Source organism: Pleomorphochaeta sp., from assembly GCF_050031695.1.
Taxonomy (GTDB): domain Bacteria; phylum Spirochaetota; class Spirochaetia; order Sphaerochaetales; family Sphaerochaetaceae; genus Pleomorphochaeta.
This window is the reverse complement of sequence record NZ_JBNAIC010000036.1, coordinates 1-23,840: the sequence shown is the minus strand read 5'-3', so window position 1 is coordinate 23,840 and position 23,840 is coordinate 1. Positions and strand designations below refer to the sequence as shown.

The following is a 23,840-nucleotide window of genomic DNA, read 5'->3' as shown; positions in this document are numbered from 1 at the left end:
GAAACTAATTGTGCTAATGATTCTTTATCATCTACATTTCCTGGTCTATGAAAAGTCATAGCTCCATAATTTCCTTTTGAAAACTCTTTACCAAATTCAATATCAGAGTCTCTATTCAATAACTTAAAATGCATCTTTGATTGTTTTGCTTTTTCTAAATTACCTACTAAAGAATCAATCATTAAATTACCTACCATATGAATTTTCTCGGAAGAAACTCCTTCATTTTTTAAATTTTCATCAGCATCAACACTTGTTGTTAAAAAGACATCACTAATAGCATCTGTAACGAGTCGATTAATTTCTTCTGGCATGGTTCTATCATTACTACGTAATCCTGCTTCATAATGAATCGTTTTGATTCCTAATTTAACGGCTACTAATGTACATGCTGCAGTGCTTGTAACATCACCAACTACTAAAATATAATCAGGCTTTTCATCTAAACATACTTTTTCAAAACGCTCCATTATACGAGCAGTTTGAACTGATTGTGAAGCCGAACCTACTTCTAAGTTAACATGAGGTTTGGGAATATTTAGTTCTTCAAAAAACTGACCTGACATCTTTACATCATAATGCTGTCCCGTATGTACTAATACAGATTTTAATGTGGGGTGTCCTGTTAATGCATGCATTAAAGGAGCTATTTTCATAAAGTTGGGACGAGCCCCAGCTACTAATATAATCTTTTTCATTGTTTCATTCTTTAAAAAACAAAGATAATAAAAATTAGTTAAATATCAGTTATTATACTAACAATATCTTTGTACTTTTTAATATAACTAGAAGCTAATTTCTCAATACCAAACAATTCTAAACCTTGTTGACACCAGTTCTCACGTTTTTCCAAAGATATATCAGAAAAATCAATTGTATCTAGTTGGTTAACATCAGTAATTAAAATACCTGCTTTGCTCTTATTGATATAATCAGAAGCTATACCTACAGTGTTGTTATGTATCACATATAATCCCATAGCGGCAAATTCACTCATTTTACTAGGTGATGCCGTATTATTTACAGGATTATCCTCTCTCCATAAAACAGATATGTCAGCAGCAGATAGATAAGCAGGCATTTCTTGGAAAGGAACTTTCATTGTATGTACTCCCTCAATATCAACTCTTTTAGGTGATAAATTCAACACAAAGATACCTTGGTTTACTAACTTTCTCATAATCATCTCATCCTTTTGCCATGCAGCGGCTCCATTAGAAGAGCACAATGCTATCAGTTGATTTTTTGAAACTCCTAATTTCTTGCGTATTTCAAGACGTTTTATCAACGAAAATTCAAACTGTTTACCTACAATATTTGGATGTACACATATTTTTGATTCATCAAAATGATATTTAGTAACAAAATAATCTTTTGCATGCTTTGAAACTACAGTAATCATTGTATCATTACTTTTTTTTAGATTCTTATAATGATTCAACAAATTATAAACTTTATTTTGCTTCAAAAGTTTATTAGATTCCCTATATATCGAAATTTCATCTATACTCACTCCACGTATATCTACCAATAAATTTATTGGTAATTTTGCTTTTCTCAAAAAACGTTTTGCAAATGATCCATAAATTTCACCTCTAGTATGAATAACTGTTTTATTACCAATACCCACATCTAGTAATATCTTTTTTAGGCTTCTATATGCTATAAGATTAAAAAATGAATAATTAGGATATGATTTAAACCATTTAATTTTTATTTGTGGATAATGTTCTAATTTTTCACATAGTGCTATTTTTTCCGACTCTCTTTTATAACCTTGAAGCAAAAAAAGAGATTCAAAACTACCACTTAATAAATAATAATTCAATAACTCAAGCACTTGAGCTTCCATCACAGAACTATTTCCTGGATTTATATATATTAATTTCATAAATTATGAATTAGGAAGTGAGTGTAACTTAAGTAGATTCTTTTTTAACATTGCTTCAACAACACTTACATTAACTGAATTCATTAATTTAGGATGTAATATCATTACTGAATAATCATCTACTTGATTTATAATATATTTAAACTTTTCAGGAAACATACTATCCGTTGTAAACATCTCAAGTTTTCTTGTCAAAAGATTGTTATACACCTTTCTAAAAATAGATTGTTTATTTAATACTCTGCTTGTAGAAGCAACCCCTTTTCCACATCTATTCTGTTCCAAATTAGGGTATTTCAATTTTCTAAGCATCTTATAATATAGGTTTCTTACACCAGACAATTTAATTGTTTTAATAGGAAATTCAATAAAACTTCCTTCTCCTTCTATCTTAGGTGAGCTATCAAATGTATACTTATTATTTATTGGGTAATTTCTAAAATCATAACTTGATATGGGATGTAAGTTATACATTCCTGGACAAACACTACTGTCTACATAAATACCATACTCCTTAAAGATACTAGCGATTCTACTAAAAGGTTCAACTTTATAACCTCCAGCTCTAAATTTATTTATTCTATAATTTGGATATTTAGTATGAATCAGTTTTTTCATTATATTCATTGATTGATAAATACATCCTCTCAATCCATAAATATTTTTTACATCATCATCATCAGATAAAGTCTGTAACGAAAAATGATCATATAAAAATTTCCATTTTTGACCATTATATATTGCATCAATCCAATGTGGATGCAAATGCAATTGTACATCATGTCCATTTGCTATTAAATCTAATATTTGATGTTGAATATGATCAATATCATTCTGCAAATTAGGATAGATAGAGACATATTCCAATAATTTCATATAATGAAGAACATCCCAAAATACTGTCATTTTAGAATCATTATGGCTCAATATAGACATTAATTTGTTCGTTGGATTTATCATACAATCCATGACACTTCCTGTCTCTAAGCCTAAAAATAATTCATAATCGATGGTTAAATAAGAATGCTTCATAATTTTAAGCGTTTTATTTCTTGATCAATAATATCACCTTTCATCTTTTTACCTTTCAATAAATATCTCGTTCCCAATAAAATTGAATATAAAAAATATTTAGGTTTATTTATTACTTTCTTCCATAAAAAACCTTCAATAAGCTCTCCACCCATGTGCCTCTTGAACTGCTGAATTCTATATAATTTAGAATCCTTATTTATATGCATACGTGCTCCTACAAAATCAAAATATTGCGCTCCACAAGCACTACCTTGTTTATAAATATCATAATATAACCAATTTGTTGCTCCTCTTAACTGTTTATATATACTTCCTGCATATATCGCATAAACAGAATGTTTTGTACGATATGCAATAACAGCTGATTGAGGAATATCATTATGGTAACAAACACCAACAATAAATTTATCTTTTAATATTTTTTTTTCTTCTAAAACACGAGATTTTGAAAAAGTTGATAATTGTGCTTTTGATAATGTAGATATGATTACTTTAAAAGCATCATCTAAATAATCTTCACCAAAATGAATAATACCTCCTTCTTTTTCAGCCTTTCTAATAGATCTACGTTCATCTCTTCTTATTTGCTGTAATATATCTTCATCTGTGCCTAAAATATTCACACGAAAAGTTCCAAAAGGACAACTTTTACTTCCACTTGGTATAACAGAAAATAAAGCATGATTTGGAGATTGTTGAATCCAATCACAACACTTTGATTTTTCTATATACAATACCATAGCATCAATAAATTCTTGTTCTACTTCATGTGTATATTTATTCATATCTAAACAAAATGAAGAAAATAGACATATTCCTTTAGTAAAGAATAGTATTTTCTTTATTCCAAAAGGAATAATAAATAAAGGAATATTATTTTCATACCCAACGTACCACGAAACTTCATATTTTTTTGTTTTACTCATCATTCGAGCATAATCTGAAGTTATAAATATTGGTAATGAAGCTTCAATATCTATAATACTCTGAGGTAAATCTTCGAATTTTAAATACTTTTTTATTTCCATAATTTATAAATTAATATTTCTACCCTTCACTCCTCTTAAACCATCTAAAATACCTTTATAATAATATCTTACTCCTTTTAAATCTTTCTTTTTTATCGCTAGAATAAATATTTTAGGTATTTTTATAAGTTCTAAAAATAAAAAACTTCTTAATGCACTTAAGTTCTTAACTCTTACACATAAAAGAATAAAATTACGTTTTATATAATAATAGGAAGTATCAAATAAAACACGATTGTCTTTTTCACGATGATTATGCCATGCCTGAGCATGCTTCACACATAACATCCTAAGTCCATGTTCTTTATATTTTAAAGCTAAATCAACCTCTTCACCATACATAAATCCATCTTCATTAAACAGACCAATTGTTATAAAAGATTGTATATTAAACATGAACAAACAACCTGTAACAATATTAGTTTCCTTAAAATCAGGTAAAATTGAAATATCTGTATCTTTATCGTTTACAACTTCTACTTTCAGTGATTTTGTATTTAATTGTTCTCCATATGAATGCAAACCTTTTGGATTTTTAGGGTTCCCAAAATACAACAATGGACTCACTAATGAATATGGTTTTAATAAAGATTTTTTTAGATTGTTAAAACATTCAGAATCTAATATTACATCAGTATTTGAAATAACAGCCACATCATAACCATTTTCATAAGCCTTCTTAATAAGATAATTATTTCCTGCTGCATACCCTAGATTACCATGATAATCATAAGTGTACAAATCGGTATAATGATCTTTTAAATATTTAATCGATTTTTGATTAGGATGACAATCTATTGCAAATATTGAAATATCCACTGACAATTGTTTCTTTACCGATCTCAATAATGATTTTAGATGTTCAACATCGTTATATAAAACTAATAAAAGTGCAATTTTATTTTTCATCAAAAAACTTATTTAGACATAATCTCATTAAAATACTCAGCAAATTTCTCAATTGAATGTTCTACCACAGCTTTACATCTTGCCCTTTTACCTAATTTCAAACACAATGAAGGTTGATTTATTAATGTTAATATTGCATCTGCAACAGATTGTTTATCTAAATTCACCAAAATTCCTTCATCTTCAGTCACTAACATTCTAGTTTCTCCGACATCAGAAGCTATAATTGCATTTTCACATGCCATAGCTTCCAATAATGATTGAGATGGATAATTATTATTTTGTTGAAGTGATATGAATATTTTTGATTTTGATATATATTTATATGGTGTTGCAAGTCCACCTGTCAAATAAACAATATTAGACAATGATTTTTTCTTTATACATTCTTGAATATGACCAAACATGTTACCATCTCCAATTATATAAATTTTATAATCACGCAACTGTGATTTAATTAGTGCAATAGAATCAATTAAAAGTTCGGGATTTTTCAATTTCTCAATTCGACTACAAAAAGTAATAATATTCTCTTTTTCAGATACTGGCGAAAAATTATTATAATTTATAAAACTATTAGGCGTTACCAATAATTTATTTACATCATTTATAAAGGGTAGATTTAACAAATCTTTTTTAATTTGTGGTGATAAACAGTCGATATATAACGCATTTTTTAAAGATTTATATTCTGATTTCCATCTTGACAACTCATTATTATCAATAAAAGATAATGAACAATCATTTTCACTGTAGATATATTTTTTTCTAAATAATTTAAAATAAGGCGTCAGATACATACCAGATTGAAAAATAGTGTAAAAGTGAGTAATATGATTACGAGTAATTAACTTATGAATTTGAACCGAAACATATAAAACATCTACCCAAACTTTCAAGTAATATTTAAGCCTTTTTAATACATTAATGATTTTATTTCCTTTCTTTTTTGTGCTCTCATGATCAATGATTTTAGTCTTTTGTTTTTTATATGATAAATCAATTGATTTTTCTAACAATGAATTAATACAAAGAACATTTTTAGAAGAAGAAAGTATATTATCATTTATACAAGATTGATATAGAGTCTTGTTTAAAATCAAGACATAATCAGACTGATGTTCTTGAAGATAATTAAAGAGACTTAAATATCTTTTTTCAGCCCCACCTCTATAATCACCATATAACGAAAATAAAATAATTGCTTTCATAATAAAAGTTTTATTGAGTCTTTACCTTTAGAAAATAATAAATCTATTATTGATAAATTTGGAATAAAATGTTCTACATTTTTTTGAAAATACGATTTTGCTTCGTATTCTTGCCACATCAAATGAATTGATTTTTCATTTAATCGTGCTTCCTCCATATAACGTTTGGAACCCGCACCACTTCCAGATAAATAATCTGTTGCTTTTACTGATTCCAATAATTCTACGATTCTGTCTAATCCTGATAACTTACTATGTGGAGTCAACTCTGAAGCGACAAAACAAAGTGTTTCTGATTCAAGATAATTTAAAATATATTTAATTGTAAAAATATTGAAATCACCAATAGTATTAAATGTATGTGAATATATTTCTTCTATCATTGAAAACACTTTTTTATAACAAGGAGATTTTCGATAATAATTCATAATTGTTGATAAATGCTTTGTTTTCCATTCTTGTGAATTATCAAAAGTCACTTGATTAATAGGTAACATTTCACCCTTTCCAATAACAGGGACAGTCAACCACTTTTCTTTACCCTGACATAATACTTTTGTACGCGAAGTATATGTTTTGCCTCTTTCAAATTGAACATCATCAAATAAAATAAAATTATCAGAATTTACAATCTTATTAAAATATCCAGTCCATGGGAAAAAATTTGGTTGATGAATAGAAACTATATTTTTTTGCATAATAATAATAATTTTTTATTTGTAACCGAATCTAATTTGGTATTTTGATTTTCAAAACCCAATTTATAATACATTTTCTTTGCAATAACATTCTCATCTTCAACAAATAAAGATAAATTTTTAACCTCTCTATGTGCTAAATCAATAATATACTGTATCAAACAAGTAGCTATTCCTCTCCCTCTAAACTTACTAGCAACTGCAACCTTATGAATATGGCAAATACTATCATCTTTTTTTGAAGAAATAATAAACCCAACTACTTGATCATTTATTATTGCACATACACTCCATTCAAACTTTTTTGGTAAAAGGAATAAAAAATTATCCTCATTCCAGTATTCTTCTTTATTTTCATTATTAATAGATAAAAAAGAAGCTATATTTCTTTTCAAAAAATCAAAAGAAACTATCTGTATATCAAAATTTCTCATTATTTCATAATCCATCTTACTACCTCAAATAATTCTGCATACTTAGCTCCAATTTGAACTCCTCGCGTTGTAGCTAGACCCAATATAAAATCACTTGTCAAATAATTTCTATGATTTTGAGATTGATAGCACTTTAAAGCTTCGATTTTAACAAGCAAATCTTCATAGTCTACAATTTGAAAACAATTTGTTGTAAAAGTTAAATTATTCCATGGTAATTCATAAGACAAAATCGATGTCCTTTTAAAAGCTCTTAAAGCTTCATTTGCTATAGTAAAATGATCTTGATGCAAGTCCTTCAAATTAGGAATAAAAACTAAATCAGGGGATAAATTACGATTTAATTGAACTAACTCTTCTAAGATATCTTGCCTATGCTCATCAAAACGACGTACTGGATATCTTTTTATGATTAAATTCTCCGATGGTATTCCTAATTTCTCTGTAGCATTTCTAACTTCTATTGCTAAAATATCTTTAGGTAACCCATCTGGAACAGAATCCTCAGCTATTGAAAAGGCAACATAATATACATCAGCACCTTCTTTCACTAATTTCGCTATGGTAGCTCCACAACCTAATTCTCCATCATCTGTATGTGGAGCTAAAACTAATATTCTTCTTTTTTTATCTAACATAATCTTTAATAATTCTGTGAGTTGCAAATAACAAAGCACAATATATCATAAACATTGGTTCTGTAAATGTTCCAAATAAATTATAGGCATTTATTGAAAAAACTTGTACAAAAAATAAAACCATTGAAATTGCAAATACAACACATAATGGTATATCTCTAGCTAAATATCTTATGTTTTTTCTTAAAATAATAATTATTTTTTGTAGTATTAAAATTATAAATATATATACTGGTATATATAATAAAAAACCTAACCAACCTCTTTGAAAAAACACACTATAAATAGGAACTTCAAAAGCCGCATCTTGAGCATTCATAAAATTCATATCTTTCACAGATACAGTATTATCATACTTCAAACCATAATTGAAATAATAGTAACCTTGACCCAAAATAGGTGATTCACGAATAAATTTTTTGGTCAAGAGTAAATCACCCTCACCTTCTAATCTATAATTACCTTCTCCACGTGTATCTTTACCTGTAAAAACTAGTAAAAACGTATCTTTAACAATACGTTCTGCTGTAATAAAGAAAGCAGGTGAAAAAACGCCTAAAATAATAACAATAAAAAAGAATGGAACAATTATTTTATATAGTGAAATGGTTTTTTTTACTATATAACTATATAAAAAATACAATAAAACAGGTAATAAAAAGAAATTCAAATATGTCCTTCTTGTTAATGTTAATAAACCAACTAATATATATAAAGCAAATGCAATATAATAATAAATTGAATTCTTACTTTTTTTAATAAAATCACTATTCATTAAGATAATAGTCCAAACCAAATATAAAATCATTGTCATAATCCCATAACTTAACATACCATATCTTAAAAGAGATTCTCCTGCATATCTTTGCACTTCTATAATAGGAACTATACTATATCCAAGCATTGATATGAAAAAGAGAGAAATTCCAATAATAGTTGTCCAAATTACCACTTTAAACAAGGTTTGAAAACCATACCATAAAATCTCTTTATATACCATTAATCCAATTAAAATTCCCCAAATAAACTTGCGACCTTTAATAAAATTATGTATATCAAAACGTTCAAAATATAAAGGTACTAACCACAAAACTACAACATAATAATAAATTAATAAAAAACATAAATAATAAAAAAAAGTTTTATATTGTTTATCATAACTTTTCCATAATTTTCCATTTGTTTTTGATTTATAAAAACAAAATATCATACAAAAAAACATCAAATCTGACAATAATAATGGTCCTATTATTGGATTTGGCATATAGTAAGAAATCAGACCTGCAGGATTGAAAAATAAACTTAAAGCTATCCAAAATCCCCAAACTGGTTTCTTATTACCTAAATATAAAAATAAAGAAATTAGAGCAAATAATATAACGATTTTCATTTTACAAATTTATTTATAAAGTTAGCAAACAAAACTCTATTTTTTCGTGAAAACAAAGGTAATATAATAACCAGTGATATTATTATGGATTTATAAACATAAGATAGTTGATAGATTTCATTAATTTGAAAATAAACAATACTTATTGACAATGCAAACAAAAATAATAACAAAAATAAAGGTTTCAATAAACTCCGTTCAATATGATAAACTCTTTGGGACCATAGATACGCAAAAAGGAAATAAAATAAATTTGAAATAACCGTTGTAATAGCTGCACCTAAAAATCCCCATTTTGGAATAAAATAAAAATTCAACCCCACATTTAACAAAGCTGCACTAGTTAACATTATTGGATAAGGCTTACTATTCATCATTAATGTCATTCCATTACCTGTTAATTGGGTAGAATAAACCAGAATATGACTTAATAATAACCAAGGTAATGCTACCATAGCTGGTACATATTGAGGAGTAGTAGCTAATTGAGCTAATTCTATACTAAATAGTGAAAGTACTACAGATACTACAACACCTATATATAAATAAATATGCCATACTTCTGTTTGAAATTTTTTAGTTTCGGGTTTATTTGGATCCTTTTCTTTTTCGAAAGACGACAAAATTAATATACCTACTCCCATACTTAATGCTGTATTAAATAATTGAATTGGCTGAGAAAATGATGAGGCTATAGAATATAACCCTACATTAGATAAATCACAATAATGTAATAGAAAGAAACGGTCTGAAACACTATTTACCCAACTCACAATTCCAGCAAAAATCAATGGTGCGCCGAATTTCAATAATTGAACAGCATATTTTTTATCATATAATTTTATTTTTAATAAAGGTTTAGATATTATAAAATAAGAATAAATTACTAATATTATAGTTGTTATAAAGGTTGCTAATTGTGCTCCAAACACACTCCACTTAAGATAGACAACAAACAAAATTCCTAAACAAGGAAAAACAATAGCCCTAATTGAACTCATCCATGCAAACTGCCAGACCTTTCTAAAATACCGATACATAATATTTTGTAACTTATTAATAGCTTGAATTGGTATTAACAATAATGCTATTAATACAGCTGATTCATATTGTTGAGAACCAAATAACACATTAGAAATCTGTGGAGCAAACAAACAAGCTAATAATATTATAGGTATATTCAGAATTAAGTTTAATACCAAAGATGTCGATAACACCTTTTTTTGTTCATCAATAACCTTTACCTTAAAAAAATAGCGAGAAGTAGCCCCATCAAGTCCAAATCCTAATATTGTTGAAACAAAAAAGATCAAAACTGAAATAGTACTTAAAACTCCATATTCGGCAGGTGATAAAGCACGCGTATAAAAAGGCAATAACAAAAAACCAATAACTTTTTGTAAAGACATTCCTACACCATATATTAAAGTATCCTTTGAGGCTGCTTTTATTCTTGACATTACTTATTCTAATATATTAATCCAACCTTTTACAATCTCTTCAGAAAAATACTCACTCATTATAGATGAATTAATTTCAGATTGTGTGTATTTTCTCTCTTGTTGATGATTCAAACAATAATATAGTTGATCAAAACTTTCAATTTCTTGAAATGGCAATCCAATTTGTCTATGATGGCCATAAGGTAACCAGGAACCAACAATCACATTACTTCCTGCATAGATTGACTCAATGACAAAGGCACTATTAGCATCTGAGACTGGTGTCATTATTACATGATGAGCTAAACGTTTTAGAATTGCTAAATCTTCAAAACTTAAAAATTCTGTTTGTAAATGAATATTTAAACTTGATTCTTTTTTATAATTTTGCAATTTCTTTTTATATTGTGTAGTCAATCCATAAGCTAGTGGTAAAATAAAAACAAAATGATTCAAATCATCCTCTGACATTTTAGTTTCCAAAGCTTTTAATATCTCAATATGTTGATCATTAATATCTCCACTATGGCCTACTATAACAACAGATTGGGATGCATCAACGTGATAGCTATCTTTCATTTTAGTAATATCGTCAATTGAAACAGCATCCATTTTATCAAATATAGCACGTGAAAGAATAAAATAATTCAAAATGATTTTATCATTTAATACTCTTCCATATTTTACTAATAAAAATTCTTTAACATGAATATTCGCTACCGTAATATTATCTGATTTTTTTAGTAAACCATGTATATGATAATAATCATAGGGATTAGATACTCGCAACAAATCAGATCCCCATATAGAATATACTTTTTTAATAGAACTAGAAAAAAAGAAATTAAGCCACATACCATCTAAAATAATAGTTTGAGTATGTACCTCCGTAATTTGTAAAGTTTGTTCACAATATTTTGCTAAACAAAAATCTTTGAATCTTCTACGTATAAAACGAATGTGCGTCATAGGATTTAGACTTCCCATAGAGATTTTCACAAAAAGAAGATGTAAAACCATTAATAAGGGAAAACTAATTAAATAAACACATTTTCTAAAAAAAGGAATATGTATCTTTTTAGTATTCAAATGTTTGATTTGAGAATGCTCACTATCCTGATCTTTATTATTCAAAATATAAAAAGTTAAATCTGAAGATTTTCCTACAATTGCTTTATATAAATTGTCAATAAAGACCGAATTTACATTACCGATCACTAACACTTTCTTCATTCTATTTCTTAATTACTGATAAATACTCTTTCCAATCACCTATATCAGTCCATGACTGTTCACTTACAGGGAAACAACCAATTCTCCCCCCTCTTTGTTGTACTTTTTCCATTAAGTGCGTAATATGAAACATTTCTCCTTCTGGTATTAAATCTATCAATGAAGGTTCTAATATATAAACACCTGTATTAATCATATAAGTATTATTAGGTTTTTCTTTGATCGACTTTAATAACCCATCTTCTCCTGTTTCCATTACACCATAAGGAACAGGATAAGATTTGAGTGATGATATAATAGTAATATCATTTTTATTTTGAATATGATAATCATAAACATCACGATAATCTTGATCAATAATAATATCACAATTAGAAACAAAAAAAGGCGATTTTATCTGATCTTGCATTAATTTGACACTTCCTATTGTACCCAAAGGTTTATCTTCTTTAATGAAAGAAATATCATAGAAATGAGGTAAATTTTTAAAATAGTATTCTATTATTTCTGCTTTATAATTCACAGAAAAATAGAATTTCTTACATCCTATGGATTCAAATTGATCTAAAATAACCTCAGCAATTGTTTTTTCTCCAATTGGTATTAATGGCTTAGGAATTACATTGGTTAAAGGTTGTAAACGTGTACCTTTACCCCCTGCCATAAAAACAACAGGAATATCTATTTTAGGACGAGATTGACTAGAATCTTGGCTGAAAAAATCTTCCCAAAAATATACTTTCACTAATTGTCCATCATTATCTAATACAGGCATACATTCTGCTCGAATAGCCAACATTTGATTTTGAATATCTTGTTCTGAATCTTCAGATGAAGCAAATAACTTTGTATTATCTAATATTTTTTCAATAGAATCATTTATATCATGATTATTAATAATAGCACGTTGTAAATCACCAATTGTAATAATATTAATAAATTGTTCTTTATCAAAAACTAACAAAAGCTTCACAGACTTATTATCCATAATTCTTAGAGCATTAAGAATAGAATCATTGATTTCTATAGCGCGTTTTTGTATTTTATTTTCCATGATATTTCTTTTTTATTATAGCTGGATTTCCAGAATAAACACCCGGATATCTTGTATTTTTGCGTACAAAACTGCCTGCACCTATTAAGCAATTATCTAGAACCTTTACTCCATTCGAGACAACTGATTGACTTCCGATAAATACATTATTCCCAATAACACAATTTCCATTAATCATCGTTCCCGTAGAAATATGACAAAAATCTCCAACAATCGCATCGTGTTCTATATTCGCAAAAGTATTCACAATAACATGTTTTCCAATTTGCGCATCTGCATTAACAACACAATTATGCATAATAACACTTCCTTTACCTATTTTAGAATATTTTGAAACAACAGCTGATTTCGCAATAATTGTCGCCAATTCTCCACCAGCGTCTTCAATACGTTGAGCAATATTCTCTCGAAGTTTAGTATCTTGAATTTGTCCTACTGTTATTACAAATTGCGCACTCTCTGCATACATAGGGATATCATCATCACAACCTATTACAGAGTAAGACAAAACCTTAGTACCTAGTTTATCGGGCGTATCAAGTACACCTAATATTCTATATCCTGCAGTTTCAGCCACTTCTATCACTGATTTGCAGTGCCCTCCTCCTCCTACTAAAATTAATGGTTTCATCTTATTCCACTACTTATATTAACTACTCTATCTGCTAACCAGATACTATTTTTTAGTTCATCTCTTTGACAATCTTTAAACATGGGTAATCTACTCATTAATTCCCAAATGGGTCGAGTCATTACGCCATGATCATTGGTTTCTTTTAAAAAAGCTTGTTGATGCTCTTTATCTTTCAATATGACAGCATTAAGCCAATAATTTGAACGTGCACCTTCTATTTCTTCAAAAAAAGAAATATCACTTATATTCTTAAAAAATTCTCTATATAATCGTGCTGTAGCACGTTTGTTTTCTATTTTGCTATCTAAACGTTCCAATTGTGCACAACCTATCGCTGCATTAACATTGGGCATTCTATAATTATACCCTATTTCATCGTGTACAAAATCCCATTTATGAGGCACTTTAGCTTGTGTTGTAATATGCTTCGCATACTCTGCTAATTTTTCGTCTTGAAACAAAAGCATTCCACCACCACCAGTAGTAATTGTTTTATTACCATTGAAACTAATAGCACCTATCTTACCAAAAGTACCCATATGACGTCCTTTATAGATGCTACCAATACTTTCAGCAGCATCTTCAACTAATTCAATATGATATTCTTGACAAATAGCAACAATTTCATCTATACGCACCGGATGTCCAAAAGTATGCATAGGTACACATGCTTTAATACGTCTTCCTGTATTTAGATTATAACAACAACCATTTCTTATTTCTGTATTAGAACACAACCATGTTTTTAATGCTTCAGGCGACAAACCCATAGTATCCATATCTACATCTATAAAGATAGGTTTAGCATCTAAATAACTAATAGCATTACAAGTAGCTATGAATGTTAATGCTTGAGTAATGACTTCATCACCCGCTTTTACTCCAACTAACTTAAGTGCCATATGCAAAGCGTTAGTTCCACTTACACAAACCACTGCTTTTTTTGCTCCAGTATATTTTGCCATATCATCTTCAAAACGATTAACAAATTCACCTACACTAGATACAAAAGTACTATCAATACACTCATTCAAATATTTCTTCTCGTTTCCATCAAATGTTGGTGGTTGCAATGGAATAAAATCATTAGTATGATAGATTTCATGAATAAATTCTATAAATTTCTTATTATCCATTTTTTTTACATTTTTTGGTCTAAACTTTTTCCTGTTTCTATATGATCAAAATTAGGAATAAAACGTTTCATTACTTCAATAACCTGAGCCTTCGTAAAATTTGGCTGAGCAAATAAATTTTGAATTTCAGCAAAGAACAAATCTAAGTTTTCTTGAGATTTCATAGAAACATTATCAATAACTCCTAAAGAATCAAATCGTTCGCTATCAATAGACTCACCATGAACAAAAAACTCTTCAAAGTCTTTTTCTCCTGAAGTATCCGATTTAAAATACACAACAGGATATTCATTAGTCTCTTTTCCTAAAGTACTTGCAAAAGTCTTAGCTTCTTGATCAGTGTTACAGTATTTTGGAGTATAACCAAGTTCATGAACAAAAGAATCACATATAGTAGAAAATTTCATCATTTTCTCCTCTCCTAATTTTGGGAAAAAGATTTCTCTATTTTTTCCTAATATACAAGCTAACATACATATTTGTCCACTTTCATCAGGAGAAACAAAATAACGTTTTACATCATTAGGAGCTACTAATGGTTGATTTCTCATCAAGCGATCTACCCATCCAGCCATCAACGAACCATTCGAAAAAGCAACATTCGCAAATCGAGCTGTACAGACTTTCAGTCTATCAGAATACGACATAATCATATCTTCCATAATTTTCTTACTACCTCCCATTACATTCACAGGATTGGCAGCTTTATCAGTTGAGACACAAAAGAAATGCCTCGGTGGTATTTCAGATAACAAATCTAATAATTTGCGAGCTTTTATCACATTGTTCTCAATTAAAGCTTCTACTGAAAATTGGTCTTTTTCACTACGTACGTGCTTATGTGCAGAAAAATTAGCTACAATATCAAAGCCATTATTTCTACGGAATATTTTTTCAAAAATAGGGTCAGCATAACTCAATGGATAAGTGACAAAATCACTTGGAACAAACATACCATCTGTAGATCTAATATCACGTGTAAGTTCTGTTAATCCATTCTCATTAATATCAACCACAGTTAGTTGTGAAGGTTCAAAAGGTAAAATAGAACGAATAAATGAAGAACCAATGGTACCAGCACCTCCTATTACTAAAACACGTTTATAACGTATTTCTTGAGATAATTGATCTCTATATCTTTCAATATCTGATTGAAACATACTTACGGGACGATTGGTAATGTATGTTTTTATAAATTTATTTATATCTAAAATCATTATTTGTCGTTTTTTATAAAATTAAAAATAATAAAATTTTCTGATTCATCAATAATACGTACTGATGTAGTCAAATTATAATGCTCTAAAAATTCTTTTTGAAACAAACGAGCACGTGGCAATGCAACATTTTTATTTGCAAATAAATATATATTACTATCTATAAATCCTATGTGATTATCAACTTCTTTTGATATTGGTGAAGGTAGATAGCAATGACTAATAGCAATTCTCGGAACAATTGAATTTGTTATTTCCATAAAAGGTAAAAACTCCACATTCAAGGAGGCACCTAAAGGCATTATTGCACAATTGGGATCTTGACGATTAATCAAACTCAATTGAGCTTCAATGACGGATTTGCGTTTAATACTTTGATACACACCTGCTATAGAATAAGCAAATAATCCAAAAATTAAATAAGAAAACACACTCATTAATAATAGCTTGATATATCGTTTTGTAAAATCACCCGATAACAATTTACTACTAAAATACCATACAGGCAACATCATCGACAAAAAGACACGCATTTTTACTCTACTTTCAAATGATATTACGACAAAAAGTACAAAGATATAAAATACTAAGGTAATTATTTTCCAATAAGAAATTTTCTCATAAACGACAAGATACAATAATAAACATATTGTTCCAAAAATAAAAAACATTATTATTGGACCATTAAGTAGATCTTTTACATTTGTTATTTTTTGAAAAAAAGTAGTATTTCCATCAATCGATTCTTTAATTTCACGTAAAACATCTACTGATAATATATCTGAATTTAGTGCCAAAAATTCAAAAAAAGAGATATCATTCATACTTATTGAAGAATCAATATCTTCACTTCGAAAATTAATAAAATTAGGATTATCAGTTATCCTACCTCTTATAGAATTATATTCCTTTAATTCTTTCCACTCTGAATCAGATTGATATATATAAGAATCGAAACTTTTTAGAAAAACGGAACTACAAATAATTATTCCAAGAAAAACATAATTAATAAAATTATAATTAAATTTTCTTGAAAAAAATAAGATAAAAGGTGCTGAAATACACCCTACAAGCATAGCAGCTTCAAAGCGTAATAAAGAAGCTATAATAAAGAGTATAAGACCAATAATATTTTCATAACGTTTATTGGATAATATCAAAATAATACCTGCCATTGCTGCCATCGCAGCAGTTGTTGTAAATTGCAACAAAACAAAAATACGTACTTCAAAAGCAAATAACAAAAGAATAAACAATACTTTTAATAATCTACTTTTTTTAGAATTAACAATATGCTGGTGTATACAAGAATAAGAAAGCAATTGAATAATTACAATCACCAAAGAATACCACTCTACATTGGAGGATATGGTATATAAAAAAGAAATAAAATAACCAAGAATTACATTAATAAACAATAAATGATAATTTGGTAGTCCGTCAGACATACCAACTCCAGATGCAATCCAACTCATAAACACATCATCATTTTGTTTATATGTACAGGGCACAAGCAAATATAAACAAGTAAAAACAATGACATTAATAGCAAATATTAATGCAAAATTATTTTTATATATTTCTTTTATTTTATTCATCTGTTATCTTTGATAATTGAGTACTTATTGGTTTAAAAATAGTTAAATGTTCGTTTATGTAATATTTTTGCCAATCCCATTCTACAAATAAATATAGAGGTCTAAATGAAATTTTATTTGCTAACTCGTTAAACGATTGAGGATTCCTTTGAACAACTTCTTCGTGAATAAAAACCTTTTTTGTTCCTTTCGTGTATATCTTAGAAGAAGAAGTTGGATTCACTAAATTATAATTATTTATATGCAATAATTGTCCTAAAGGCCACGATGAAGATTGAGTTGATATAATATGCATAGTATCCATATTATTATTCAGTAAATTTTCTATAATCCTTTGTTCTTTTTGTACTCTATTTTTTACATTATGCCACATCATAGGTCCAAATGCGTAACCCGAAACAGGCATAATTTCATCTGATGTACTAATTATTGTTCCTGTAGATACAGACAATCTTAAATCATGTTTTTCTGATTTATATATATTGACATAAGAATTTTGAGGATATGCTTTTAAATTCCCATATGGTTTAGATACCCAAGGTTTATTTGATGGTAAATAAATTAAGCCTAAAAAAGATTGTCCAACAAAAACAAATATAAGAATATACTTAATTAAAATCATATTTCTAACAAATTGTAAACCTTTAAATATCAAAATCCCAAACAGAGGAATTAAATATAAAAAATGTTTTGGTCCCCAACCTGCTAATGGAGCATATATATAATAAAAAGCTATGATAGGTATAAACAGTGATAAAGTTAATATCCATTCCTTACTTCTTATTAAAGAATAAACGCCAAACAACACTAATAAGGCAAAAACTGGAGTGTAAAATGCCAAATGAAATTGAGAGATTGATTTGACCAAATTTAAATTTTCACTCGAAATATTTGAAAGATATAAAAATGTTTTTATAGGATTTGCTTTTAATATAAAGCAGCCTATCAACCATATAATAAAAGTAGTAAAAGCATATATAGATGTGCGTATAATTGCTATTTTTCTAGAATTGCGCATCATCATAAAATTAAATAACACAAAAGGATACAATACTAATATATCAACCCTAAACAATGGTGCTATCCCAAATAAAACAATAGACCCCCAATTTACTGATTTATATTCTATGAGTAAAAAAGCTAACCAAAAACATAAAGAAGCAAATACAGCTGTATTGGGATAATACATTATAGAATAAGACTCTGGAATTAAGAGTATTAATAAGAACATCCATTTCCAATTACTATTAGTTTTTTGTGATATCCAAAATGCTGAAACACAAATTAAAATAAAACCTGCTAATGCCGATAAAAAAGAATAAATAAATTGACAATCGAGTATAGGAAATAGTGATTTTATTCCATATATTATAACTCCAACAAGTGGCTGCATATCCCACTGATAAATATAGTCAGGAGGTAAATGAAATCCATTTTGATATAATCGCTCACAACCCGAAATATAATAAGATGCATCTCCCTCTATATTTATAAAAGGAAACACTCCCGAAATTATCCAGACTACAACCAATAATACTAGAGATACACTAAAATAACGATTATCAGTAATCTTATTTATCATAAACTATTTCTTTATTCAAAATTTCTTTAATAATAGTCGAAACTTTTTCTTTATCTAATTCATAAAACATTGGTAATCTTAATAAACAATCTGCAAATTTATCACAGTTAGGCAAATCCCTACCATCATGTTTATCTAGATAATATTGACTACTATGTAAACTTAAATAATGAAAAACAGAAAGAATATCATTTTCTTTTAAATGTTTTATCATTTCTGTGCGACTTTGCATATTTGGAAAAACAAGATAAAACATATGCGCATTATTAGTTGCATAGTCGGGGATTTCGGCTAATTTGAAATATCCTTTTTCTTCTAAAGGTTTTAAACCTTCATAATACCAATTCCAAATTTGTTTGCGCTTAGATTGGATATCTTTTAATTCTTCCAATTGAGCCCATAAAAAAGCAGCTACCACCTCAGATGGTAAAAAAGAACTACCTGTGTCCACCCATCCATATTTATTAACTTCTCCTCTAAAAAATTCAGCACGATTCGTTCCTTTCTCCCAGATTACTTCAGCACGTTTAATAAAACGTTCATCATTGATAGCTAACATTCCACCTTCACCTGCAATAATATTTTTTGTTTCATGAAAAGAAAAAGCAGAAAGATGACCAATAGATCCTAATGGTTTCCCTTTATAAAAAGAATCCACTGATTGTGCCGCATCTTCTACTACAATGATATTGTACTTATCAGCTAAACTCATAATTTTATCCATATCACATGCTATACCAGCATAATGAACTGGAACTATAACTTTAGTTTTTGGAGTAATCAAAGATTCTATCTGTTCTGCATCTATATTTGGATTATCTGAGTAACTATCAGCAAATACAATTTTAGCGCCTTGACGCACAAAAGCTAAAGCTGATGATACAAATGTATAACTAGGTACAATTACTTCATCACCAGGCTTTACATCACATAAAATAGCCGCCATTTCTAATGCATCTGTACAAGATGTTGTTAAAAGACATTTTTTGAAATCATAATTTTCTTCAAAAAAATGTTGACATTTCTTTGTAAATTGTCCATTTCCTGACAATTTTCCATCATAAACAGCTTGATACATATAATGTACCTCTTTTCCTGTTAAATATGGTTTATTAAATGGTATTGTTTTCATTTCCAATAATGATATATTTTTGTTCTTCTTTTTTCTACAAATCCACATTTCATATAATATTTACATGCTATGTGATTGTGAGATTGTGTAGGAACTATAATTTCTTTTATATTTTTATTTTCAGCGTATTGACGTACCTTTGACATCAACTGCTTTCCTATTCCTTTTCCTTGCAATTTAGCAGAGACTCCAACAAGTCCAATTTCAGCAACTTGATTATCAACTTTCAAAGTGAGCATACCTAGTAGCTCTTTTGAATCCTGATAACAAAAAATAACATCCGCCATTTCACCTGAAACGGACTTATTTATCCAGGTGCGATATAAAGCCTTAAATTGTTCTTCTTTAAAATTATCATCTAATAAAAATCGAGAATACTTCCCACTTTCGTATGCTAAATTATATAAGTCTTTTATCTTACAAAGATTCTTATCATATTCATCAATTGAATGACATTCTACAATTGGCAAATGAGAAATATCTGCTCCAAATACTATTTTTTCATCTACCTTAGTTAAATTAGCTAGTTCTATATCTTCATAATCATTTGGCGTAAAGATATAATATAAATCAATGTCACTTGAACGTGATAGTTCATTAGAAAGAGTATCTAATGAATCATTTAAATTCATTTCAAGTTTAGATATTGATAAATTAAAAAAATCACTATCCCACTCTAATTTAGTTGTCTTCATGCCTATCAATGTTAAGTGATTCAGAAACTATATATGTAGGACGGTCTTTAACCCTATCAAATATTTTACCTAAATAAATACCTAAAATACCAGACAAAGACATAATAATTCCTCCAATAAACCAAATCGATATAATCATACTAGCATATCCTAATACATGAATATAACCATTAAAATAACGATAAATATAAATGACACCTATAATCAACGAAATTAATGATATATAAAATCCACATTTTGCAGCCAATCTTAAGGGTTTATCTGAAAAAGCAATAATATTATTTAATGCTAAATTTATTAATGCTTTAAAACTATATGAAGATGTTCCTTCAGCTCTTTCGGCATGCTCAATAGGCATAGCAAATTGATTAAATCCTACCCATTTTACCATAGTAGGAAAATATCTTACTTGATCATGCATACTTAAAATAGCATTGATTACTTTTCGATTATAAATTCCAAAATTACCAATAGTGGCATCCTGTTTCGTTTCAGTAAGATATGAAAAAACAAAATAAAATAGTTTGGATGAAAGCTTCTTTAAAAAATTATCTTGCCTTTCTACTCTTTGAGCAAAAACAGAATCAAATCCTTCTTGAGCTTTAGTATATAAATGAACAATTTCTTCTGGTCTATCTTGAAGGTCACAATCCATTACAACCACCCATTCACCTCGTGCATAATTTAAACCCGCAGTTATAGCATAATGTTGACCAAAATTACGACTTAAATTGATACCTTTTACTTTAGAGTCGTTATGACAGATTGATTCTATCTTAGACCATGAATTATCTGGTGACGCATCATTGACTAAGATTATTTCATAATTTTTACAAATAGAAGATAAGTTTTGATGTAAACGCTCAATTAATTCATCAAGCATTTTTTCTCCTCTGTATATTGGGGATATTACCGAAATATGTACATCCATCATATTCATTTTACCTTAACTGTTATAAATATACCTAAAATTATCACTAACAACCCTATTAATTTACCCCACGTAAAAGGTTCATTAAGAACTAAAATTCCAATGATAAAAACTAATGCTGGAGATAAACTCATAAAGGGATATGCATACGTAATTTCAAATTTAGTCATTGCAAACATCCAAAATACAGATGCAATAAATGCTGACAAGAAACCTGAAAAAATAAAAGGGTCAAACAGAAATTTAACGTAATCCCAACAAAAAGCTAATAAACTTCCATCAAATTTAGGCTGCCATCCCATTGAAGATATGCGCCATTTTAGAATTATTTGACCATAAACAGTGAAAGCAATGGTCGCTAGTATATATAGATATCCAATCATTATTATTATTTTACTTTACAAAGATAATTATTTTTTTACATAAAACCACTTAAATAAAACATTATATTCATTTGTCCATATAAATACTATCCATAATTGCGATACAAACAGAACTTCTATAATGACTTGTTTCATAAAAATTAAGAATATTATCAGTAAAACTATTTATTCCAGAAAAGTCATAAACAACTTTATTACCAAAAATAAAATCTAATTTACGTTTGTCAATTGGATTCATTTTTATTTGATTATACAAAGGTCCAATAACTACTTTTAAATTTGACTTATTCCTATCAGCTATTTCTTTTATTTTAAATAACAAAACCTCTTGTTCAGTTGTAATTATAGTATCAGATATTTTTTGATGATTCTTTCTATTATAAAAATGATGGTTCACATAATAATGTCCTTCATCAATCAAACTATCTCTCTCAAGCCAATAAAAATCATTCGTGAAAGAATTTGTGTAAACACCTTTTACAAAACCACCTTTTGACATATATGGTTTCCATGTTTTATTGATGATCAAATCAAAATAAGGAATAATAAATTTAGGTTTATAAAATGCTTTAATATTATTAATATGAAAAGCTAAAAAATTATCATTATTCATTATTTGTGGGGGATTTTCATACACAATCCCTTTTTTAGCGGATACATCATTTAAAGACTCTATATCCATTATTAACAATAAATTGGAGATTGAATCAGAAACGTTGGCATCCAACCATTCTAACTGCTTAACCATTCCAAATAAATTTTGACCTGACTGATCGAAATGGAAACATTTACTCTTCGAAGTTAGGTGTTCCTTCCAGTCTGAAGTATGAAACATAAACGAACGAGAACTACCGATAATAAATGAATTAAAATTTGAATCAGGATTGTTCTTATTAAAAGACATAACTCCTGTGTATGCTCTATTTACAGTAGGTGCAATCGGAAATTGAGTTCTATATCTAAACAAATGAAAAGGATCAGCAATAAAATATATAAAAAACAATATCACAAAAGGAATTGTAAATACAAATGTATTTGTTATAAATTTTTTCATAGTTAAAATTGGAAATAAATAAATACTGTTTCTTTTCCTGTTATATATACCATAAACAAAATTAAAAAGTAATATAATATTTTATTATAAAATTGGTTTTTAAATAAGCCATCATCCAAAGGATAGCTCTTGCTTCTTCCTTTCCATTCAATATAAATTAAAACAACAATAGCAATCATTTTTACTGAAAAATGTTTTATCTCAAATAACGAAGGCAACTGAAATTTTATATTACTAATAAAATAGTATATATACTGAAACGCATCTGCTATAGTTGGAGCTCTAAAAAAGATCCATCCAATAGTAACTAATACAAACGTAAGAAGAATATAAGAAAATTCATTGAAACTGGGTAGTTTTTTTCCTTCGGCTATTGGAGTATTGACATATTTACGATTTTTACCGAGCAATAATGCAGGCATAAATAATACGGCATGAAAAAAGCCCCACATAATAAAGGTCCAGTTAGCACCATGCCAAAAGCCACTCACCAAAAAGATAATGAAGGTATTACG

General features: G+C 28.1%; 23 protein-coding genes and 1 pseudogene. All 24 read right to left on the bottom strand.

Annotation, left to right across the window (positions count from 1 at the left end; all coding sequences use genetic code 11):
* Positions 1–638: UDP-N-acetyl glucosamine 2-epimerase (locus ACPKM0_RS06930; protein ID WP_472474600.1), on the bottom strand; the 638-nt coding region annotated here is incomplete at its 3' end.
* 98 nt (positions 639–736) lie between these two features.
* On the bottom strand, positions 737–1,891 hold the full coding sequence (locus ACPKM0_RS06925) for a glycosyltransferase family protein (protein WP_472474597.1): 1,155 nt from the start codon (positions 1,889–1,891) through the stop codon (positions 737–739).
* 3 nt (positions 1,892–1,894) lie between these two features.
* Entirely contained in the window at positions 1,895–2,923 is a 1,029-nt protein-coding gene (locus ACPKM0_RS06920) for a polysaccharide deacetylase family protein (protein ID WP_472474595.1), read from the bottom strand.
* On the bottom strand, positions 2,920–3,954 hold the full coding sequence (locus ACPKM0_RS06915; protein ID WP_472474593.1) for a hypothetical protein: 1,035 nt from the start codon (positions 3,952–3,954) through the stop codon (positions 2,920–2,922). Before ACPKM0_RS06915 ends, ACPKM0_RS06920 begins: the two co-directional genes overlap by 4 nt.
* Positions 3,955–3,957: 3 nt before the next feature.
* Positions 3,958–4,863, bottom strand: a complete 906-nt coding sequence (locus ACPKM0_RS06910; RefSeq protein WP_472474592.1) for a glycosyltransferase family 2 protein — start codon at positions 4,861–4,863, stop codon at positions 3,958–3,960.
* 8 nt (positions 4,864–4,871) lie between these two features.
* Entirely contained in the window at positions 4,872–6,074 is a 1,203-nt protein-coding gene (locus tag ACPKM0_RS06905) for a glycosyltransferase (RefSeq protein ID WP_472474590.1), read from the bottom strand.
* The gene (locus ACPKM0_RS06900; RefSeq protein ID WP_472474588.1) at positions 6,071–6,772 is read right to left on the bottom strand and encodes a WbqC family protein; all 702 of its coding nucleotides are present in this window, start codon (positions 6,770–6,772) and stop codon (positions 6,071–6,073) included. Before ACPKM0_RS06900 ends, ACPKM0_RS06905 begins: the two co-directional genes overlap by 4 nt.
* Complete coding sequence (locus ACPKM0_RS06895; RefSeq protein WP_472474586.1) at positions 6,757–7,221, bottom strand: GNAT family N-acetyltransferase; 465 nt, start codon at positions 7,219–7,221, stop codon at positions 6,757–6,759. Before ACPKM0_RS06895 ends, ACPKM0_RS06900 begins: the two co-directional genes overlap by 16 nt.
* Positions 7,206–7,844 (bottom strand): PIG-L deacetylase family protein, encoded by a 639-nt coding sequence (locus tag ACPKM0_RS06890; RefSeq protein ID WP_472474584.1) that lies wholly within the window; start codon positions 7,842–7,844, stop codon positions 7,206–7,208. The genes ACPKM0_RS06895 and ACPKM0_RS06890 overlap by 16 nt, the downstream gene beginning before the upstream one ends.
* Complete coding sequence (locus ACPKM0_RS06885; protein WP_472474582.1) at positions 7,834–9,234, bottom strand: hypothetical protein; 1,401 nt, start codon at positions 9,232–9,234, stop codon at positions 7,834–7,836. Before ACPKM0_RS06885 ends, ACPKM0_RS06890 begins: the two co-directional genes overlap by 11 nt.
* A complete protein-coding gene (locus ACPKM0_RS06880; protein WP_472474580.1) occupies positions 9,231–10,694 on the bottom strand; it encodes an oligosaccharide flippase family protein in 1,464 nt (487 codons plus the stop codon). Before ACPKM0_RS06880 ends, ACPKM0_RS06885 begins: the two co-directional genes overlap by 4 nt.
* 3 nt (positions 10,695–10,697) lie before the next feature.
* On the bottom strand, positions 10,698–11,900 hold the full coding sequence (locus tag ACPKM0_RS06875) for a hypothetical protein (protein ID WP_472474578.1): 1,203 nt from the start codon (positions 11,898–11,900) through the stop codon (positions 10,698–10,700).
* A gap of 10 nt (positions 11,901–11,910) precedes the next feature.
* Positions 11,911–12,963, bottom strand: coding sequence for a nucleotidyltransferase family protein (locus ACPKM0_RS06870; protein ID WP_472474576.1), 1,053 nt, complete (start codon positions 12,961–12,963; stop codon positions 11,911–11,913).
* Positions 12,953–13,594, bottom strand: coding sequence for an acetyltransferase (locus tag ACPKM0_RS06865; protein WP_472474574.1), 642 nt, complete (start codon positions 13,592–13,594; stop codon positions 12,953–12,955). Before ACPKM0_RS06865 ends, ACPKM0_RS06870 begins: the two co-directional genes overlap by 11 nt.
* The gene (locus ACPKM0_RS06860) at positions 13,591–14,733 is read right to left on the bottom strand and encodes a LegC family aminotransferase (RefSeq protein ID WP_472474572.1); all 1,143 of its coding nucleotides are present in this window, start codon (positions 14,731–14,733) and stop codon (positions 13,591–13,593) included. The genes ACPKM0_RS06865 and ACPKM0_RS06860 overlap by 4 nt, the downstream gene beginning before the upstream one ends.
* A gap of 5 nt (positions 14,734–14,738) precedes the next feature.
* Positions 14,739–15,893, bottom strand: a complete 1,155-nt coding sequence (locus ACPKM0_RS06855) for a UDP-N-acetylglucosamine 4,6-dehydratase (protein ID WP_472474570.1) — start codon at positions 15,891–15,893, stop codon at positions 14,739–14,741.
* 56 nt (positions 15,894–15,949) lie between these two features.
* Positions 15,950–17,548 carry a hypothetical protein gene (locus tag ACPKM0_RS06850; RefSeq protein ID WP_472474568.1) on the bottom strand — a complete coding sequence of 533 codons (1,599 nt, stop codon included), beginning with the start codon at positions 17,546–17,548 and terminating at the stop codon, positions 15,950–15,952.
* Positions 17,541–19,130 (bottom strand): hypothetical protein, encoded by a 1,590-nt coding sequence (locus ACPKM0_RS06845; RefSeq protein ID WP_472474566.1) that lies wholly within the window; start codon positions 19,128–19,130, stop codon positions 17,541–17,543. The genes ACPKM0_RS06850 and ACPKM0_RS06845 overlap by 8 nt, the downstream gene beginning before the upstream one ends.
* On the bottom strand, positions 19,120–20,262 hold the full coding sequence (rffA, locus tag ACPKM0_RS06840; RefSeq protein ID WP_472474565.1) for a dTDP-4-amino-4,6-dideoxygalactose transaminase: 1,143 nt from the start codon (positions 20,260–20,262) through the stop codon (positions 19,120–19,122). Before rffA ends, ACPKM0_RS06845 begins: the two co-directional genes overlap by 11 nt.
* Complete coding sequence (locus tag ACPKM0_RS06835) at positions 20,259–20,957, bottom strand: GNAT family N-acetyltransferase (protein WP_472474563.1); 699 nt, start codon at positions 20,955–20,957, stop codon at positions 20,259–20,261. The genes rffA and ACPKM0_RS06835 overlap by 4 nt, the downstream gene beginning before the upstream one ends.
* Complete coding sequence (locus tag ACPKM0_RS06830) at positions 20,944–21,888, bottom strand: glycosyltransferase family 2 protein (protein WP_472474599.1); 945 nt, start codon at positions 21,886–21,888, stop codon at positions 20,944–20,946. The genes ACPKM0_RS06835 and ACPKM0_RS06830 overlap by 14 nt, the downstream gene beginning before the upstream one ends.
* A 5-nt stretch (positions 21,889–21,893) precedes the next feature.
* Positions 21,894–22,271 (bottom strand): EamA family transporter, encoded by a 378-nt coding sequence (locus tag ACPKM0_RS06825; protein WP_472474561.1) that lies wholly within the window; start codon positions 22,269–22,271, stop codon positions 21,894–21,896.
* Between the two features lie 67 nt (positions 22,272–22,338).
* On the bottom strand, positions 22,339–23,325 hold the full coding sequence (locus ACPKM0_RS06820; protein WP_472474560.1) for a hypothetical protein: 987 nt from the start codon (positions 23,323–23,325) through the stop codon (positions 22,339–22,341).
* Between the two features lie 2 nt (positions 23,326–23,327).
* Positions 23,328–23,840 (bottom strand): annotated as a pseudogene (locus ACPKM0_RS06815) (MBOAT family O-acyltransferase); the annotation flags it as partial.

Excerpts from the sequence above, each read along its gene's own strand:
- ACPKM0_RS06885 (WP_472474582.1), bottom strand. The coding sequence starts at position 9,234 with ATGAAAATCGTTATATTATTTGCTCTAATTTCTTTATTTTTATATTTA.
- ACPKM0_RS06830 (WP_472474599.1), bottom strand. The coding sequence starts at position 21,888 with ATGGATGTACATATTTCGGTAATATCCCCAATATACAGAGGAGAAAAA.
- ACPKM0_RS06905 (WP_472474590.1), bottom strand. The coding sequence starts at position 6,074 with ATGAAAGCAATTATTTTATTTTCGTTATATGGTGATTATAGAGGTGGG.
- rffA (WP_472474565.1), bottom strand. The coding sequence starts at position 20,262 with ATGAAAACAATACCATTTAATAAACCATATTTAACAGGAAAAGAGGTA.
- ACPKM0_RS06925 (WP_472474597.1), bottom strand. The coding sequence starts at position 1,891 with ATGAAATTAATATATATAAATCCAGGAAATAGTTCTGTGATGGAAGCT.
- ACPKM0_RS06920 (WP_472474595.1), bottom strand. The coding sequence starts at position 2,923 with ATGAAGCATTCTTATTTAACCATCGATTATGAATTATTTTTAGGCTTA.
- ACPKM0_RS06880 (WP_472474580.1), bottom strand. The coding sequence starts at position 10,694 with ATGTCAAGAATAAAAGCAGCCTCAAAGGATACTTTAATATATGGTGTA.
- ACPKM0_RS06845 (WP_472474566.1), bottom strand. The coding sequence starts at position 19,130 with ATGATAAATAAGATTACTGATAATCGTTATTTTAGTGTATCTCTAGTA.
- ACPKM0_RS06835 (WP_472474563.1), bottom strand. The coding sequence starts at position 20,957 with ATGAAGACAACTAAATTAGAGTGGGATAGTGATTTTTTTAATTTATCA.
- ACPKM0_RS06820 (WP_472474560.1), bottom strand. The coding sequence starts at position 23,325 with ATGAAAAAATTTATAACAAATACATTTGTATTTACAATTCCTTTTGTG.
- ACPKM0_RS06890 (WP_472474584.1), bottom strand. The coding sequence starts at position 7,844 with ATGTTAGATAAAAAAAGAAGAATATTAGTTTTAGCTCCACATACAGAT.
- ACPKM0_RS06855 (WP_472474570.1), bottom strand. The coding sequence starts at position 15,893 with ATGTTTCAATCAGATATTGAAAGATATAGAGATCAATTATCTCAAGAA.
- ACPKM0_RS06895 (WP_472474586.1), bottom strand. The coding sequence starts at position 7,221 with ATGGATTATGAAATAATGAGAAATTTTGATATACAGATAGTTTCTTTT.
- ACPKM0_RS06910 (WP_472474592.1), bottom strand. The coding sequence starts at position 4,863 with ATGAAAAATAAAATTGCACTTTTATTAGTTTTATATAACGATGTTGAA.
- ACPKM0_RS06865 (WP_472474574.1), bottom strand. The coding sequence starts at position 13,594 with ATGAAACCATTAATTTTAGTAGGAGGAGGAGGGCACTGCAAATCAGTG.
- ACPKM0_RS06860 (WP_472474572.1), bottom strand. The coding sequence starts at position 14,733 with ATGGATAATAAGAAATTTATAGAATTTATTCATGAAATCTATCATACT.
- ACPKM0_RS06900 (WP_472474588.1), bottom strand. The coding sequence starts at position 6,772 with ATGCAAAAAAATATAGTTTCTATTCATCAACCAAATTTTTTCCCATGG.
- ACPKM0_RS06870 (WP_472474576.1), bottom strand. The coding sequence starts at position 12,963 with ATGGAAAATAAAATACAAAAACGCGCTATAGAAATCAATGATTCTATT.
- ACPKM0_RS06850 (WP_472474568.1), bottom strand. The coding sequence starts at position 17,548 with ATGAATAAAATAAAAGAAATATATAAAAATAATTTTGCATTAATATTT.
- ACPKM0_RS06825 (WP_472474561.1), bottom strand. The coding sequence starts at position 22,271 with ATGATTGGATATCTATATATACTAGCGACCATTGCTTTCACTGTTTAT.
- ACPKM0_RS06915 (WP_472474593.1), bottom strand. The coding sequence starts at position 3,954 with ATGGAAATAAAAAAGTATTTAAAATTCGAAGATTTACCTCAGAGTATT.